Annotated in this window: 24 protein-coding genes; 10 read left to right on the plus strand and 14 right to left on the minus strand. The window is 58.3% G+C overall.

What is annotated here, in order from left to right; all coding sequences use genetic code 11:
• Window positions 1-31: 31 nt before the first annotated feature.
• The 9 genes from AC1RQF_RS00515 to AC1RQF_RS00555 form a co-directional block, all read right to left on the minus strand.
• A complete protein-coding gene (locus tag AC1RQF_RS00515; protein ID WP_492870998.1) occupies window positions 32-1,207 on the minus strand; it encodes an RNA-directed DNA polymerase in 1,176 nt (391 codons plus the stop codon).
• Between the two features lie 200 nt (window positions 1,208-1,407).
• Window positions 1,408-1,779, minus strand: a complete 372-nt coding sequence (locus AC1RQF_RS00520; RefSeq protein ID WP_492870999.1) for a four helix bundle protein — start codon at window positions 1,777-1,779, stop codon at window positions 1,408-1,410.
• A 9-nt stretch (window positions 1,780-1,788) separates the two neighbouring features.
• Window positions 1,789-2,379 carry a hypothetical protein gene (locus AC1RQF_RS00525; protein WP_492871000.1) on the minus strand — a complete coding sequence of 197 codons (591 nt, stop codon included), beginning with the start codon at window positions 2,377-2,379 and terminating at the stop codon, window positions 1,789-1,791.
• A 53-nt stretch (window positions 2,380-2,432) separates the two neighbouring features.
• The gene (locus AC1RQF_RS00530; protein WP_492871001.1) at window positions 2,433-3,017 is read right to left on the minus strand and encodes an Lcl C-terminal domain-containing protein; all 585 of its coding nucleotides are present in this window, start codon (window positions 3,015-3,017) and stop codon (window positions 2,433-2,435) included.
• Between the two features lie 53 nt (window positions 3,018-3,070).
• Window positions 3,071-3,694, minus strand: coding sequence for an Lcl C-terminal domain-containing protein (locus tag AC1RQF_RS00535; protein WP_492871002.1), 624 nt, complete (start codon window positions 3,692-3,694; stop codon window positions 3,071-3,073).
• 65 nt (window positions 3,695-3,759) lie between these two features.
• Entirely contained in the window at window positions 3,760-4,119 is a 360-nt protein-coding gene (locus tag AC1RQF_RS00540) for a hypothetical protein (RefSeq protein WP_492871003.1), read from the minus strand.
• Between the two features lie 411 nt (window positions 4,120-4,530).
• Window positions 4,531-4,692, minus strand: a complete 162-nt coding sequence (locus AC1RQF_RS00545) for a hypothetical protein (RefSeq protein ID WP_492871004.1) — start codon at window positions 4,690-4,692, stop codon at window positions 4,531-4,533.
• Between the two features lie 29 nt (window positions 4,693-4,721).
• Window positions 4,722-4,889 (minus strand): hypothetical protein, encoded by a 168-nt coding sequence (locus tag AC1RQF_RS00550; RefSeq protein WP_492871005.1) that lies wholly within the window; start codon window positions 4,887-4,889, stop codon window positions 4,722-4,724.
• A 27-nt stretch (window positions 4,890-4,916) separates the two neighbouring features.
• Complete coding sequence (locus AC1RQF_RS00555; RefSeq protein WP_492871006.1) at window positions 4,917-5,060, minus strand: hypothetical protein; 144 nt, start codon at window positions 5,058-5,060, stop codon at window positions 4,917-4,919.
• A gap of 963 nt (window positions 5,061-6,023) precedes the next feature.
• Here AC1RQF_RS00555 and AC1RQF_RS00560 point away from each other — a divergent pair.
• Both AC1RQF_RS00560 and AC1RQF_RS00565 read left to right on the plus strand, forming a co-directional pair.
• Window positions 6,024-6,206, plus strand: coding sequence for a hypothetical protein (locus AC1RQF_RS00560; protein WP_059973508.1), 183 nt, complete (start codon window positions 6,024-6,026; stop codon window positions 6,204-6,206).
• A 99-nt stretch (window positions 6,207-6,305) separates the two neighbouring features.
• On the plus strand, window positions 6,306-6,578 hold the full coding sequence (locus AC1RQF_RS00565; RefSeq protein ID WP_492871007.1) for a type II toxin-antitoxin system death-on-curing family toxin: 273 nt from the start codon (window positions 6,306-6,308) through the stop codon (window positions 6,576-6,578).
• A 43-nt stretch (window positions 6,579-6,621) separates the two neighbouring features.
• Here AC1RQF_RS00565 and AC1RQF_RS00570 read toward each other — a convergent pair whose 3' ends face one another.
• Genes AC1RQF_RS00570 through AC1RQF_RS00580 form a run of 3 tightly spaced genes read right to left on the minus strand, consistent with a single transcriptional unit; the run spans window position 6,622 to window position 7,964 of the window.
• Window positions 6,622-6,900 (minus strand): FxLYD domain-containing protein, encoded by a 279-nt coding sequence (locus tag AC1RQF_RS00570; RefSeq protein ID WP_492871008.1) that lies wholly within the window; start codon window positions 6,898-6,900, stop codon window positions 6,622-6,624.
• Window positions 6,831-7,289: a hypothetical protein gene (locus tag AC1RQF_RS00575; protein WP_492871142.1), complete on the minus strand. Its 459-nt coding sequence runs from the start codon at window positions 7,287-7,289 to the stop codon at window positions 6,831-6,833. Before AC1RQF_RS00575 ends, AC1RQF_RS00570 begins: the two co-directional genes overlap by 70 nt.
• Before the next feature lie 12 nt (window positions 7,290-7,301).
• Entirely contained in the window at window positions 7,302-7,964 is a 663-nt protein-coding gene (locus AC1RQF_RS00580) for an XRE family transcriptional regulator (protein ID WP_492871009.1), read from the minus strand.
• Between the two features lie 72 nt (window positions 7,965-8,036).
• On the opposite strand from AC1RQF_RS00580, the gene AC1RQF_RS00585 reads away from it, so the two are divergent.
• On the plus strand, window positions 8,037-8,288 hold the full coding sequence (locus AC1RQF_RS00585) for a helix-turn-helix domain-containing protein (RefSeq protein WP_492871010.1): 252 nt from the start codon (window positions 8,037-8,039) through the stop codon (window positions 8,286-8,288).
• A 174-nt stretch (window positions 8,289-8,462) separates the two neighbouring features.
• On the opposite strand, the gene AC1RQF_RS00590 is transcribed toward AC1RQF_RS00585, so the two are convergent.
• Window positions 8,463-8,834, minus strand: coding sequence for a hypothetical protein (locus AC1RQF_RS00590; RefSeq protein WP_492871011.1), 372 nt, complete (start codon window positions 8,832-8,834; stop codon window positions 8,463-8,465).
• A gap of 573 nt (window positions 8,835-9,407) precedes the next feature.
• On the opposite strand from AC1RQF_RS00590, the gene AC1RQF_RS00595 reads away from it, so the two are divergent.
• Together AC1RQF_RS00595 and AC1RQF_RS00600 are read left to right on the plus strand one after the other, a co-directional pair.
• Window positions 9,408-9,707 (plus strand): DNA-binding protein, encoded by a 300-nt coding sequence (locus tag AC1RQF_RS00595; protein WP_492871012.1) that lies wholly within the window; start codon window positions 9,408-9,410, stop codon window positions 9,705-9,707.
• A 96-nt stretch (window positions 9,708-9,803) separates the two neighbouring features.
• Window positions 9,804-10,103: a hypothetical protein gene (locus AC1RQF_RS00600; RefSeq protein ID WP_492871013.1), complete on the plus strand. Its 300-nt coding sequence runs from the start codon at window positions 9,804-9,806 to the stop codon at window positions 10,101-10,103.
• A 106-nt stretch (window positions 10,104-10,209) separates the two neighbouring features.
• On the opposite strand, the gene AC1RQF_RS00605 is transcribed toward AC1RQF_RS00600, so the two are convergent.
• Complete coding sequence (locus AC1RQF_RS00605) at window positions 10,210-10,431, minus strand: hypothetical protein (protein WP_492871014.1); 222 nt, start codon at window positions 10,429-10,431, stop codon at window positions 10,210-10,212.
• Window positions 10,432-10,473: 42 nt separating this feature from the next.
• On the opposite strand from AC1RQF_RS00605, the gene AC1RQF_RS00610 reads away from it, so the two are divergent.
• The 5 genes from AC1RQF_RS00610 (at window position 10,474) to AC1RQF_RS00630 (ending at window position 13,886) form a co-directional block, all read left to right on the plus strand.
• Window positions 10,474-11,313: a ParB/RepB/Spo0J family partition protein gene (locus AC1RQF_RS00610; protein ID WP_492871015.1), complete on the plus strand. Its 840-nt coding sequence runs from the start codon at window positions 10,474-10,476 to the stop codon at window positions 11,311-11,313.
• Window positions 11,310-12,293, plus strand: coding sequence for a helix-turn-helix domain-containing protein (locus tag AC1RQF_RS00615; RefSeq protein ID WP_492871017.1), 984 nt, complete (start codon window positions 11,310-11,312; stop codon window positions 12,291-12,293). Before AC1RQF_RS00610 ends, AC1RQF_RS00615 begins: the two co-directional genes overlap by 4 nt.
• Complete coding sequence (locus AC1RQF_RS00620) at window positions 12,290-12,847, plus strand: DUF1064 domain-containing protein (RefSeq protein WP_492871018.1); 558 nt, start codon at window positions 12,290-12,292, stop codon at window positions 12,845-12,847. The genes AC1RQF_RS00615 and AC1RQF_RS00620 overlap by 4 nt, the downstream gene beginning before the upstream one ends.
• 191 nt (window positions 12,848-13,038) lie before the next feature.
• Window positions 13,039-13,428, plus strand: coding sequence for a hypothetical protein (locus AC1RQF_RS00625; RefSeq protein WP_492871019.1), 390 nt, complete (start codon window positions 13,039-13,041; stop codon window positions 13,426-13,428).
• A complete protein-coding gene (locus AC1RQF_RS00630) occupies window positions 13,425-13,886 on the plus strand; it encodes a hypothetical protein (protein WP_492871020.1) in 462 nt (153 codons plus the stop codon). Before AC1RQF_RS00625 ends, AC1RQF_RS00630 begins: the two co-directional genes overlap by 4 nt.
• Window positions 13,887-14,235 lie beyond the last annotated feature (349 nt).

Here is a 14,235-nt window from a genome sequence, read left to right on the forward strand (position 1 = left end):
ACGTCTTTTCACCCATCCGGTATGGAGCGGATCATGTGCCTTCCTTTTTCCGGAAGGTTTTCGTGAAATCGTGATCAATCGAATGGCCCCGCGAACGCAGCACGTTGGCAAGCTGTGCGCGGTCTTCATGACTAGCGGTGGCTTGACGGAGAAGCCCGAAATACGAATTAGCGACCGGCATCAGATCGGCCGCTGGTGCCGCGGCGACACGGCGCAGAGCTTCGTTGCGGGTTCGTTTCCGGGTCTCTCGTCGCCACGGTTTGATGACCTGGCCCACAAAGTCGATGCCACGGTCGACCGGCTGCAGGATCGTCTTGCGCGGATTGAGACATGCGCCGAGGCGCGCCGGCAGGAATGCCGTCACGTCCGCTAGGATTTCGTTCAGACGCGCCGGTGATTCGTGCAGGAACAGAAAGTCGTCGACGTACCGAATGTAATGTCGCGCGCCGAGCACATGCTTCACGCGCTGGTCGAGCACATCGAGATAGACGTTCGCGAAGAACTGGCTAGACAAGTTGCCGATTGGAAGTCCGAAGTGCGGATCTTGCTCCATCAGCCGTTTGTGAGGCGGCACGAGCTGCATCATCACGGGATCGCCGTGGTATTCGAAGTCGGCCCGTGGATCGTGCATCAGCACGCACTCGGCCAGCGCGCGCCAGAACGGCTCGGAGATCTTCGGGAGCAGCAGGTCGAGAAGAATGCGCTTGTCGATGCTGACGAAGAAGTTCGCGAGATCGCATTTCAGATAGAACGCGCGCTTCGACCAGTTTTGCGTAATCGAGCGTACTTTCGATTCGAGGCGCTGCGCGGCGTACAGCGTGCCGCGACCTTTGATACACGCGCACGAATCGGCGATGAACGACTGCTCGAAACGAGGCCCGATCCGGTTGTAAAGGAGGTGGTGCACAATGCGATCGCGGAACGCTGCTGCCCACACCTCACGCGGTTTCGGTCGCGTCACGACAAAGCATATCGAGCGGCCCGGATAATACGAGCCGTCGACAAGTTCATCGTAGAGGTGACCAAGGCTACGCTCGAGTTTCTGTTCGAAATCGAGCGCGTTGCGCGTGTTGCGTTTCGTGCGTCGGCAATCGAAATAAGCCGCGACGAGTTCTTCGAACGAAAGGTGATCCTCTGCATCGAACTGATTTGCGGAAGGCGCGAACCCGACCGTTGTTGTCCTTGTTCGTGTTGTTCTGGTCGCCATCACCGAAGTAATGGCCCCAGGCGTAGCAGGCCGAGTACTGCGTCGAATCTCGCTATATACGTCACCGCACCAACGGACAAAGCCAATCAGAGCGGCAACTGCGCAGGACCTCTTTGCACGCCGGCAGTAGGTTTCCTTGTTGCGCGTGGCGGTTTCCTTGTGAGAAAGCGGCGAGACCAGATCAATTAATCACACAGGCATCACGGCCGTGACCGTGATGCAACGGGCGACGATGCGGAGTGCTTACGCCAACCGCCAGCCTGCTTCCCAACCTGATCCGTGAGCGCAATCGCAGCGGCATACTGCTTCGTCGAGATCAAGCGCTTGTCACGCGCGAGACGCAGAAGCAGATTGATCACTTCAAGACGCTCTAGTAATTCGCTCAGGTGCGGCACCTTGTTGGCTGCTGCGTTCGCACGGAAGATCAGGGTTACGATGTCCATCGCTTCCGTCGCGACTCGCGAGCCCACCAGCTGTTTCACGTCGCGCGGCATATTGCGAACCGCGTCGGTGACTACACCGAACAGGTCATATGCGACCTTGTAAATGGGAAGATTGTTGGCGGCGACCATGGTTAATTGTTAAAGACTAAATGCGAATCTGCGGAAGGCGCGAACCCGACCGAGGCAGTCCTTGCCCGCGCAGTCCTGGCCGCCACCACCGAAGTCCTGGCCCCAGGCGTAGTCGGCCGAGTACTGCGTGCTCGACCAATACCAGGCAGATGCGAACTTGCGTGCACACGTGGCCCCCGCGAGGGCCAATTCGCGTTGCGCCGGCAGGAAGAAATCGCGATGGCCGTCCTTCGTGTATGCTGACGCCCACTCGGCCGCCGGATGCGACGTGCTGGCCGCCAGCAGAGCGAGCGTGTTTGCGCGGCCGTCGAGCTTGTCGTCGGCACCATCAACGCATGTGCCGTATGCACCCCACGAGAGATCTTCGGCTTCATCGATCGATGCGATCAGATGATGCACACCGCCGTTCTTCTCATCCGGAATCGGACCCACATAGATGCCGCCTTGGCCGGGCCAGTACTCGCCGAATTGCACCGGCAGATTCGCCGACGCGATGGATTGCCCCTGCGGCGCAAGCACTTTATCGAGCCATGCGCGCGCAGCTTCTTCTTGCGGCACAACCAGTTTGCCGCCGTGAAACGGAATGGTGATTTCGCTCATCTGATTCTCTTGGATGTGATCGGTGGGTCGATGCCGTCGAAATGATTGAATGATTAAAGTTTGATGCTGCGGAAGGCGCGAACCCGACCGTCGTAGTCCTTGCCCGTGCCGTCCTGGTCGCCATCACCGAAGTAATGGCCCCAGGCGTAGCAGGCCGAGTACTGCGTGCTCGACCAATACCAGGCAGATGCGAACTTGCGTGCACACGTGGCCCCCGCGAGGGCCAATTCGCGTTGCGCCGGCAGGAAGAAATCGCGATGGCCGTCCTTCGTGTATGCTGACGCCCACTCGGCCGCCGGATGCGACGTGCTGGCCGCCAGCAGAGCGAGCGTGTTTGCGCGGCCGTCGAGCTTGTCGTCGGCACCATCAACGCATGTGCCGTATGCACCCCACGAGAGATCTTCGGCTTCATCGATCGATGCGATCAGATGATGCACACCGCCGTTCTTCTCATCCGGAATCGGACCCACATAGATGCCGCCTTGGCCGGGCCAGTACTCGCCGAATTGCACCGGCAGATTCGCCGACGCGATGGATTGCCCCTGCGGCGCAAGCACTTTATCGAGCCATGCGCGCGCAGCTTCTTCTTGCGGCACAACCAGTTTGCCGCCGTGAAACGGAATGGTGATTTCGCTCATCTGATTCTCTTGGATGTGATCGGTGGGTCGATGCCGTCGAAATGATTGAATGATTAAAGTTTGATGCTGCGGAAGGCGCGAACCCGACCGTTGCCGTCCTTGTCCGTGAGGCCCTGGTAGCCATCATCGAAGTGCTGGCCCCAGGCGAAGTAGGCCGAGTACTGCGTGCTGGTCCAGTAGCGATCGTCATCAAACGCTTCGGCGCCATCTTTCCGGAAGAGTTCGACGGACGTCTGGCCGGGCAAATGGATCGTGTACGGGTAGCCGGGCGGCAGACTGCTCGGGTTGTCGCCGCTGCGATAAACCCAGTTCTCTTCGTCGGTCGGTTTGAAACCCCGATATGCAAGTTCGAGTTGATCGCGAGCGGGGATGAACCAGTCATTGAAGCCACCGATGCGCAAGTCGAGCACCAGTTCGGCGATCACGAGCCCAGCTTCGGCCATTGCCTTCGTGTTCGAGTGACCATCGAAGAAGCTGGCTGCGCCCGCGATCTCGGTGCCGTACTTGCCCCACTGATGACGGCCGGGCAGCTGGCCGGCAGCCTTTGGTGCGACCACTTGGGCGTATACGTCGCCGTTGTAACTGATCAGGCCAATGTAGTGGCCGCCTTCCCAGGGCGTACCGAATGCGGTGGGGATGTCATTGCTGATTGCTGATGCATTGGTGAGCGTGCTCATTTCAGCTTTTCCTTGTGATGTGATCTCTCGATCGGACTATTGCGTTGTCGGAATAGATGAATAAATCAAAGAATGAATCTGCTGACGGCGACGCCGCGGATCGCGACGCTCTTGGGGCCGTTGTACTGGCGGCCGTGGTAGTAGTTCTGACACCAGGCGTAAGCGGAATTCCACTCAACGTCGTCGTCTGTCCAATACAATTCGGGCTTCACGAGATCGCGATGCTCGTTGTAGACATAGAGGGCATCGATACGGTTGTAGAGCACGCCACCGACGCTCTTTGCCCACTTGCGCTGCAAATCGCGCGGCAAACATTCATCGTTCACAGCGATGATCACGGTGTGCTCGATGTCTCCATTCCTGTTGGAGCTGCCACGTAGGTATGTCTGCCCTTCGGCGATCGGGGGAAGCTGGATCTGTTGCATGTCGATTTCCCAAAAAAATCGCTGGCCCATACAGGTACCAGCAGAAGAAGCCGCGCTATCCGAGGGTGAAATTTGCGCGGCAGTGGAGACATGTTCGGGATCAGCGCGCTCTATGCCCGTTTTACGGACGCTGCGCGCTCAATCTGTTCAGAGTGGTGCTGAATGACGCCTTGGAGGCAAAGGAAGATGACGAGTGCAACGAACGCCCCGAGCCAGATTTTCAGAATGACCATGTCAGCGCTCCAGCGCGATAAGCGACGCATAAAAACCAGAGCACCCCGACAGCTGCGCCGTAAGCCGCGGCGGCCGCAGCTCCGATCGGGACATAACTGCGAGTAGGGCCACAGGATGCGAGCAGGGGGTTGTCACGCGGAGCATGCTTGAGCGGCTTCATGTTGTCATGATCCAAACTCAGATCCCGCCGAGCAGGCTTGCGACGCCGGGCGCGATGATGTTGAGCGCGTATTCGCGCAGGAGAAGTTCGACAAGACCGCCGAGCTTGCCGTCGTCATTGCGCGGCATCGACAGCAGGTCCAGCAAATCGCGTGCTGCTTGGCTCATGATGTGCCCCATGTGATGCCCGCCGTAGCGGGCGCGGTTGGTCAGTAGTCGCCCGCAATGAGCAGGGTGCCCATTGCACGCAGACAAGCGCGTTCTTGCTCCCATTCGGCTTTCAATGCGTTGTAGCTCCTCATCGAACGCTCACCGAGCCGATCGAAAAGGTTCGTCACTTTTGCGCGCTGCATGGAGATAATTAGCGACCAGTCCATCGTCGTTCCCCTTCGCGATTGCGCTGGTCAGGCCGCTTCGTACTTCGCGATCACTGCGAGCGCTTGCCGTGCAACTGCGTCCCGCCCCGCGAGTTTTGCGATGAGCAGCACAGTGCGCGCCTGCTCTGCGTTTGTGACTGTGTAGCCCATCAGCGTGTATGCGGTTTGCATCGTCGATCCCCTTCGTGATTGCGTATATAGAAAAGGAGTACTAAATTAATCCCCGTCTTTCCGGGGTGTCCGATGAATCACGCTAACGGAGAACATGCGGAGCGAAGCGCTTCATCTGCCGGTGTTTTGCGCCACCGCCGGCCGGGCGAACTGCACTCAAGGAATGGCGCTGTTTCCAACGCCATTCGATCAACGCAGTTTTCACCGGTGACGCCTCGGAGGATCGAAACGCCACCGGTCAAAACTGCAGGGCGCCACGTTTTGGTGCGGCGCCCTGATCGGCTCTGTCGCGTCCCCGGCTCCTTCGCCGGCTCATCCGGTCCACCCAGTTTCAGCCTGGGCTAGGCATTCCCTTCTCACGCGGGCAGGCTTCACGGGCGATTTGTTCTGCGCGGCCATGCGCATTACTTCTGAGACTTCCCCGGGAGAACCCCCGCCGGGGCGGTGGCGCAGCTCGTTGTGTGCTGCGTTGAGTTGAATATTAGGCTGCTAATTTTTCCATGTCAATAGAAAACTAATAGATGAGGACGAACGAAACTGCTGTCTTTGATTTCTCGTACATGCATCCCCCGTCTCCCAGGCCAAACACTGTATGCGCGTACAGTAGTTTGCCAAGAATGAAGTACCTGAGCAACAGGTTATGCGGCTGCTTAATTTGTCTAACGAATGATTGGCCTCTGACCGGTGTTAGGGTCTGAGGTCGCTTGCTCCGGTTTGAGCGGCGGCACACCGGTGACGGCGATAGGCATACGCTCTGCAGCGTGAAATTCGCAGCGTGAATTTGTCACAGCAATTTCGACATAGGTGCCGTTACCCCCTTGAAATCGCGCCTGTGATGCCGATAATTGACTCGCAGGCTCTGAAATTTCGGTGCCTCGCCTGCACGTGCAGAAATTCGCGGGTACAATTCGCCGACACAGTTTCGCAATGCAACAATCCCGTTGCGCCTCTTGGAGAGTCCATATGAGCATCAAGGGTAAGACCGGGACCATCCACGGAGTGGAGGTTCGGGCGCGCCAGTCCGTCCAACAACCGACCGTGAAGGTGACCACTCAGTCGCCGGCCGGCCGGAAAGCGATCCTCAACGCCGCTAAGACCGTGTACGAACAACACCACTCGGTCATCCAGGCTCTCGCCAATCGATGAACCTAGAAGCGGATATGGTCGTATTGGTACACGACTACATCCTTTCTCGCGAGCCAGGCCTGACCGGCCACACGAACAGGGGCGCCTTAGAGGGCGCCCTTGGTCGTATTGAGAATCTATTACGAAGGCCTTGGCGACGTGTTCGAAATCGCTGGCATGTATGCGGAAGCGATCGCCCGTGGGCATGCTTTCTCGGACGCGAACAAGCGAACTGCCCTCGTTTGCGCGCTCGCTTATCTCTTCATCGAGGGATATGGGATCGCCCGCACCCAAGCCCTCGAAGAAATCATGGTCGACGTCGCCGAGGGGAAACTCAACTATCTCGACCTCGCGAACATCTTCTCGTCGCTTGCGCAACCGGCCCAAGCCTAGACGTCCAGGGCAGCCGTCGCGGGGTTTTTCATTTCCGGCGACGTTAGAACGCAGTCACGTTCTTGACTTTGACTGTGTCAACGTCCTGCTGCAACAACGGTGACTTGAACTTCCAATGCCCGTGCGCCTCTAGGTTGTTGATATTTACTATATCACTTCCGATTTGCGCGCCACTCTTGTCATATACGTTCAGTTCGATCTGAACATATGTCTCATCGGGTGATAGCGAGGCGATCCGAGGAGGTGAAGAACCTATGGTATGAGAGATTTCGGAACTTCGGGGGTGAAGGTCGGGATGTCGGACTTCTTGAAGTCGGGGCACGATCCAGAGATGTATCGAGACGCTACATACCTCGCATCGCTAGTGCCGTCATGTGCAAAATCAAGAAACATGACGCCAACCCAGCCATCTGGCGTCGCGATTTCACCAGCCCGCCGCCGCTTGAACGTGAAGCCCCGCTTTGGGTCAGTCATAAGGGAACATCCCGATTCGTGAAGAATCTGCTTGTTATATGACTCATTCATCTTTGCCGTATTGAGCCCGAATGCCTTATATGCATACGCAGCGCTCTTGGCGTCTTGGCAGAGGATGATGGTGGAAGCGGCTACGTGGCACTCGGCCGATGCGGGCGGCATAGCAAGAAGGCATGTCGAGGCGAGAGCGCCCAAGACGCCCACGCGGAAAATCGTGTTCCGCAGCTGCTTTGTCATGTTCTTCCCCGTTTATATGCGCTCAGTTTGTGCGTGGACAATGCGTCCAAGGATGAATGTGTTTTCATGGCACCGCTTCCTCGGGAAGCGGCGAGAATCTATGTTGTCCGACGAAAGCCACCACTCACCGCTGTCGCGGATGAGGCGCTTTACGACGAACTCTCCCTCGTAGTTCACGGCAAACGCTTCGCCGTCTCTTGGTTCGACATCCCCCGTATTGACCACAATCACGTCACCATCTTTAAGGGTTGGCTCCATGCTGTCTCCCGCAACTTTCGCAGCATAAAGCAAGTCGGGATCGAAACCCCTTTGGCTGAACCATCGAGACTGGAAAAAGAGTGGCGCGCCGTCGCCGTCGTCCAGAAACTCGATAGCGAACCCCGAGACCCCAGCGCTAATTCTAAAATTCACCTTGCGGATTGCAATGAAGTCGCCTGTCTCACCAGGCAAGACGGCGGGGTTTTTTATGCGGCCGCGTTCGCCAATGCCGGTGCCTAGCCAATCGACGGAAACGCCGAGGGCTCGTGCAATAGCAGGTAAGTACTTGGACGATTGTAAGGGATTGTTCTCTAACTGGCTGATAGTACCTTGAGATATGCCAGCCCTTGCCGCGAGCGCGGGCTGCGACAGTTTGAGTTCCGTGCGGACCTCACGGATTCGGGTTCCGATGCTCATAGCTGCGAAGATTATTAGTTTTCTCAATGAGATAGCTATTGACTTGATCCATTAGCCTGCTAATATTCAGCAATGGACTGGAAAACCATCATCGCCGACTGCCTCGCCACGGGACTTAGCCAAGCCGACATCGCTCGCCAGATTGGGGTGACGCAGTCGGCAATCAGCCACGTCGTGAAGGGGAACCAACGGGGGTTCTTATATGAGCCTGGCCGAAAACTCATCGAGTTGCGCGAGCGCTTGACGAAGCATGGGGGCGCAATTGAGGCATCCGACGACGTCCAACCGCCGACCGGAACGGCAGATCGAATGGAGGGAGCATGAGGCGTTTGATTGCGGCCGTCGAGCGCTGGACCTGGCGGAGCTTGCTCAACAGAGGGATGAGGCATGAATGACACCGGCAACTTTGTGCGGAAATCACTTCCCGGAGGCATCGTTGCGCTTCCGGGAAGCGGGGCGCCAGACAACCTCGTATATCGCTCGGTCAAGGTGGTCATGTTAGTTGACGGCGCCATTCCCTCGGTTGGGATCGAGAAACGAAACATTTCTGATCAGCGAGGTGATTTCGGTTGCAATCGTACGTGCGTCACGAGGGGCGATTTCGTAGGCAAGCCAGCCGAATCCGGGGTGGCGAAGGGCAAGCGTTACAAATCCATCTGGCGTCAGTTGTTCACCAAGGCCGATTCTCACGCCGCCTGCTGCAGTCCAAGGAACTTCGGGGCAAGTCGCTGGAATAGGCGGGTTCATTTCGTGACGCGCTTGCGCGAGCTGACGAAGCAACTCATCAACCTCATTCGCCGAAAAGGTTCCGCTCGGAATTGACAGCGTTCCATCTTCGTTGATTTTTAGTTTCGATTCAGAAGTTTTCATGAGGGTTTCTTCCGTGAGTGGAACTGAAAAGCTTGGTGTGAGAACCATTGATTCTGTGACGAAAGCTGAGGCCTTCGCCCCAAAGATCGGCCCGGAACTCGCCGGCAAGGGGGCTCGCTGATGACGGTTCCCATCAGGGCTTCACGATCTGGGCTCACTACGCTTACGAGCGAGTTGGCGTGCCCGGATCTCTGGGCGCAAAGGGATGTTGGCTCTCTGCAAGATCCGCCCATTGCTGAAGAGCGACCGCAAGTTGTTGGACAAGTTGTTCGTCGGCACCGTTTTGTCCGCGCAGCGATGCGTTTATTGCGCGTCGGTCCAGCACGTCGGCCGTAGCTTGAGCCGGCAGGATTCCATGGTCGTGAAGCGCTCGTATTAGCGCCATGACGGTAAGCATTGTTGCATCGCGTGTAGGTTGTTCGGTCATGCGAACCCCGTTGTGTGATGGTTGAAGAGGTCAGAGGCTTCGATTTTCTCATGGTGGTGGTTCGCATCCAGGTTGGTAGGTGACTTCAGATTACGCAGCTTGATCTGCAATAGCACTCAGGCATTTTTGATTCGTATGGGGATTGAATGAGCACGATTGAAGTGGTTCGAAGGCCCAGCATTGAGCGGGCGTTTCGTGAGGGGTTGAGTGACCCGCGCACGCGTGGCCCGATAGCCGAGGCACTCGGCTGGGACGACTCGCAGGTCAGCCGGTTCCAGTCAGGGCAGTTGGGTATTCCCATCAACAAGATCGACGCGGCGATCGCTGCTCTTGAGCTTCGCGTCGTTTCGCGTGAGTACCTGGACGGGTTGTCGACGATGAGCAAGGTGGGTGTGAACTGCCGTTGCGCGCGCGAGGGGCTCGGGGAGTGCGGCGGCCGTTGGTGAAGTAGGCGGTAGGAGTCACGTCACAAGCATTTTCGCTGAAAGTGTTTATGTCTTGATTTCGTAGTCCTAAGCGGTTATGCCGCGAGGAGATACCGCATGTCCGATTTCTACAGTCCGCGGAGCGGCCATCGCGTCGCGGAGACGCAGCAGGATTCATTTCACTCGATCCCGGTGCGCCAGCTTTGCGCGACGCAACAGATGGTGATGGATTGCTTCGGATCGCGCGATCTGCTGTTGACGCGCGAGGACATCTCAGCGCGCACGAACCTCAAACTTTCGAGCGTGTGCGGTCGCGCACGTGAACTGCTCGATGCCGGGCGCCTGGTGAAGCGTGGGCGCCGCGATTGCGCCGCGACGGGCAAATCCCAGGAGCTGTTGGGTCTTCCGGTCGCCTGATATGGCGCGCTATCACTGCCGCTGTCGCAACTGTGGCCGCCGTCGAGTGCTCGTCGATAAGCCTGACGTGCTCGAGCAAGCGGCGTATCCGGCATGCGCGTGTGGCTCAAAGAACTGGCGCATCGACAAACACATGATGCGCCGCGACACCGGCGCAACGCGATGCGACTGCCCGGGTTATTGGTTCCCTCATCGCATGGGTTGCTTCTACTGCCAGCATCGCGCAGATGGGAGCGATCGACTGCCTGGCGATCCTGATTTTTGGGACCGCGACATGACGCAAGAGCAGCATGACGCGCTTGTTGCTCAGCACCGGGCGTGCGGACAAGAAAATCTCGTGCCGCAACTCGCGGCCGCATAGGAGAAATGTATGGCGAAGGATTCAGTAGAAGCCTATCGCGCGACGGGGAAGTGTGCCGCGCTGTTCTTCGATCCCGATGATTTGGTCATCGTCACGGACCCGAATCATGCGTTGTTCGATCGTCGTGCACTCGTGCCGTTCGAAGAACCGATGGTGCTCAACATCATGGTCGAAGGTGTTCATCAGTCGATCACGGTGACGAAGGACGTGGAGACGGGCCAGACGATCGTAGTTGACGGTCGGCGCCGCGTCATCAATGCACGTGAGGCAAATCGGCGCCTGCGTGAAGCTGGGAAGGATGTGCGTCGCGTTCCGGCGATCCCGCGGCGCGACGGCATCGCAGCGCTGACGAGTGTGATGGTCAGCACGAACGAAATTCGCCGGGCCGATTCGCCGATGAACCGCGCGGAGAAAATGGCGGTGATGCGTTCGCAGGGCAGAACGAACGAGGAGATCGCGCTGTCGTTCGGCATGGAACCGTCGTCGATCGACGGACAATTCCGCTTGCTGGAGTGCTGCGCAGACGTGCGTGACGCGCTGGAGCGCGACGAGATCACCGTGACACACGCGTTGCGCCTGTCCAAGCTCGAACCAGCCCTGCAGCGTTTGAAGGTGGCTGAGTTGCGCGCGGCTGCGGAAGGGAAAACCGGTCACGCGAAGTCCAGGGCTCAAAGGGCGGCGCTTGCCGGCGATGGGTTCAAGTCCAAGACGAAGGCTGAAATCAAGCGTGAGTTGGCGATCTGCACGGGCGAGCGCGCGGCAGCGCTCCGGTGGGTGCTTGGGTTGGATGAGGACGATACAGCGCCCGAGGTTGATCCGCGGCAATTGACAATCATCGAGGCGCAATGAGCACGATGATCATGTCGCAGTGCTGGCCGCTCGATGGAATGTCCATCGCGCAGAAGGCAGTGCTGATTTCGCTCGCCGACAACGCTAATGACCAGGGCGTTTGCTGGCCGTCGATCCCGACGATCGCGAAGCGTGTCTGCGCATCCGAACGGGCTGTTCAGAATGCAGTGAAATGGCTGGAAGACGCGAGGATCGTAACTGCAAATCGCAGCAATGGCCGCCACACCAGCTACACAATCACCCCCGCAGCATATTCACCCCCGCAGCATATTCACCCCAGCACCAAATGCACCCCCGCAGGAGATGCACCCCCGCACGGCGTGCACCACACCCCCGCAGGAGATGCGGGGGACCCCCGCACGGCGTGCACCACACCCCCGCACCATGTGCCGTCTAACCGTAAAGAACCGTCAGAAGAACCGTCATTGAACCATCAACCCGCGCGGCGGCCGCCGCGAGTTGCGTTGCTTGGCGAACTGCGTGCAACGACTCGACCCTCCTGGCTGCCTGAGGACGCATGGCTCGATTGGTGTGAGCACCGCGAAGCGAAGGCTGGCGACAAGCTTGCGCCATGGACCGCGGGCGCTGCCAAGGCATCGATCAATTGCCTGACGAGATTGCGCGAGAAGGGGCATGATCCGGCCGCTGTGATCGAGGCATCGGTGCTGCGCGGATGGACGGGATTGTTCCCGCTCAAGCCCGAATCGCAAGACTCGGGGGGCACGCAGGCCGTGCCGTTCGATTGGTGGAAGACGGCGCCTGGGATTCGTGAGCGCGGCAAGCAGCTTGGCGTCGAGGAGAGGCCCAATCAGGTATTCGAGCAATTCAAGGCGCGCGTGTTTAGGGCGGCTGGCCCAGGTGAGTGGATGGAAGACATGCTCAGCACGGTCAATCGCGAGAGCCCGGAACGTTACGCAGCGCTTTTCGCATACTTCAACGACATTCCGCGTGACCTGGTCACGGAAGCGGCGCCGGCATGACGAAGCGGACGCCTTGGCCGATGCGCATCGACTCCGGTACGAAGACTGTCGGAACTGCACGTGTGCGTGATGAGTTGATCCCGGCGATGACTGCTGCGCAGCGCGCGATCTATAAGGCGACGGGCAATCCGCCGCAAGCTAGCGCCCTGGATGACGTGGATCCGCTCGACCCATTCACGGCAAAGCCAGTGATCCAGCAACCTCAAGTACCGGCCATCGCGGCGAAGAAGCCGCCGAAATATCGAAACACTCGATGCGAGCACGAGGGAATCAAGTTCGACAGCCTCCGAGAGCGTGATCGCTGGATCGAGCTGAGCCGTCTCGAAGCGGCGGGCGACATTTCGGATTTGGAGCGTCAAGTTGTATTTGTCCTCGCCGATCCGGTCATGATCGATGGGCGCAGGAAGCCGCCGCTTCGTTACATCGCCGACTTTGTCTATGAGCGCGCTGGTCAGACGGTGATCGAGGACGTGAAGGGAGTTGTTACCGCAGGCTACCGAATCAAGAGGCATCTGATGGCTGCTCGTGGGCTACAGATCACGGAGGTCAAATGAATAAGCGCCCTTGGCATAAGTGGACCGAGAGCGAGGATGTGGATCTTGAGCGCGTTTGGACGGCTCCTGGCCCAATGAAATTGTATGTGCACCTCTTTAATGGGCGGAGCGTCGAGTCGGTGCTTTCGTATGGATATGCGCGTGGGCTCGGCACCCGTCCAAATCGAAATTCATTCGTCGGTCGACCCAGTATGTCCGCGATTCTGAGGGTATTGGCTGGGGCAGCCATGGATTCTACGGAAATCGCAGCAAAAACAGGCCTATCGCGCCGCGTGGTGATGAAGCACCTCAACGTGCTGCATGCAAACGGTTCGATCTATATCGAGCGCTGGGAGCGATTTGGCGTGAGCGGCTATCCCGCGCGCTTGTTTGCCATCGGGAGCCGGAGGGATGCTCCCCGACCAACTGCACGTTCGCCGGGCCAGAAGTGGCGCGACAGGATGGAAGACCTCAAAAAAAATCGCCCCGACGAATATGCCCGACTATTGACTCGCCGTCGCGCGAATGCTCAGCGTCGGGCCGGGCGCAAAGCCATGCGAGACATCGCCGCTCAGGCTTTATTTGGGGAAGCTGCAGCATGAAACGATCGGGGTTCGGTCCGAGGAAGGCACCAATGGCCCGGGGCTCATGGTCCCGCAAATCCTCACCTTTCTCCATCGCAGATCGGGCGACGATCGAGCGGCGAAAGACGCTCAAGAGCCGGATTAAGAAGCCAACAGTTGCTGAGGGCGCGAAATATCTAGCGGCTTGCAGGGGCGAGCCATGCTATCTGCGCGTGCCTGGCCTCTGTCGGCTCAATCCAGTCGACGACACGGTAGTGCCGTGTCATTCCAACCAGTCGCGTCATGGGAAAGCGGGCGGCCTGAAAGCGAAAAACGAATTTACGGTTCCTGGATGCAACCCGTGTCACGCATGGATCGATCAGAACCAGGTGGGCACGCCGCGACAGATCAAATTCGACGTTTGGGATCGAGCATTCGAGGAATGGGAGCCCGTCCGGGCTAGAAAATTGGGAATGACGGAGGTGGTGTGCGACTGATGGTTCGAATCACATTACCGGGAACGTTCAGCGGCCGCTTCTACCGCGAGAATTACGAGACGTTCGAGTGCAGAGTTGTTCGATTGCGTGGCCCAGTCAGGTCATGGCGCGGCCGCAATACACATTCGCGCCCGGATTGGATCTACGCCGACGCGATCTTGCCGGAGCAATACAGGGAGTACGCGCGCGAGGGCGCGTGGAACCAAGACGGCACATATCCGGTAGAGGTCGTAATCAACCACAACTTGAAATCGCTGACCCCATTCCTTGCTAGCGGGGATCTCGAATGGGATGTGAGAGGTCAAGAATGAGTGCACATGCATACATACTCTATGTCGACGTACCCGAA

Source organism: Burkholderia sp. GW821-FHT14F03, assembly GCF_058803765.1.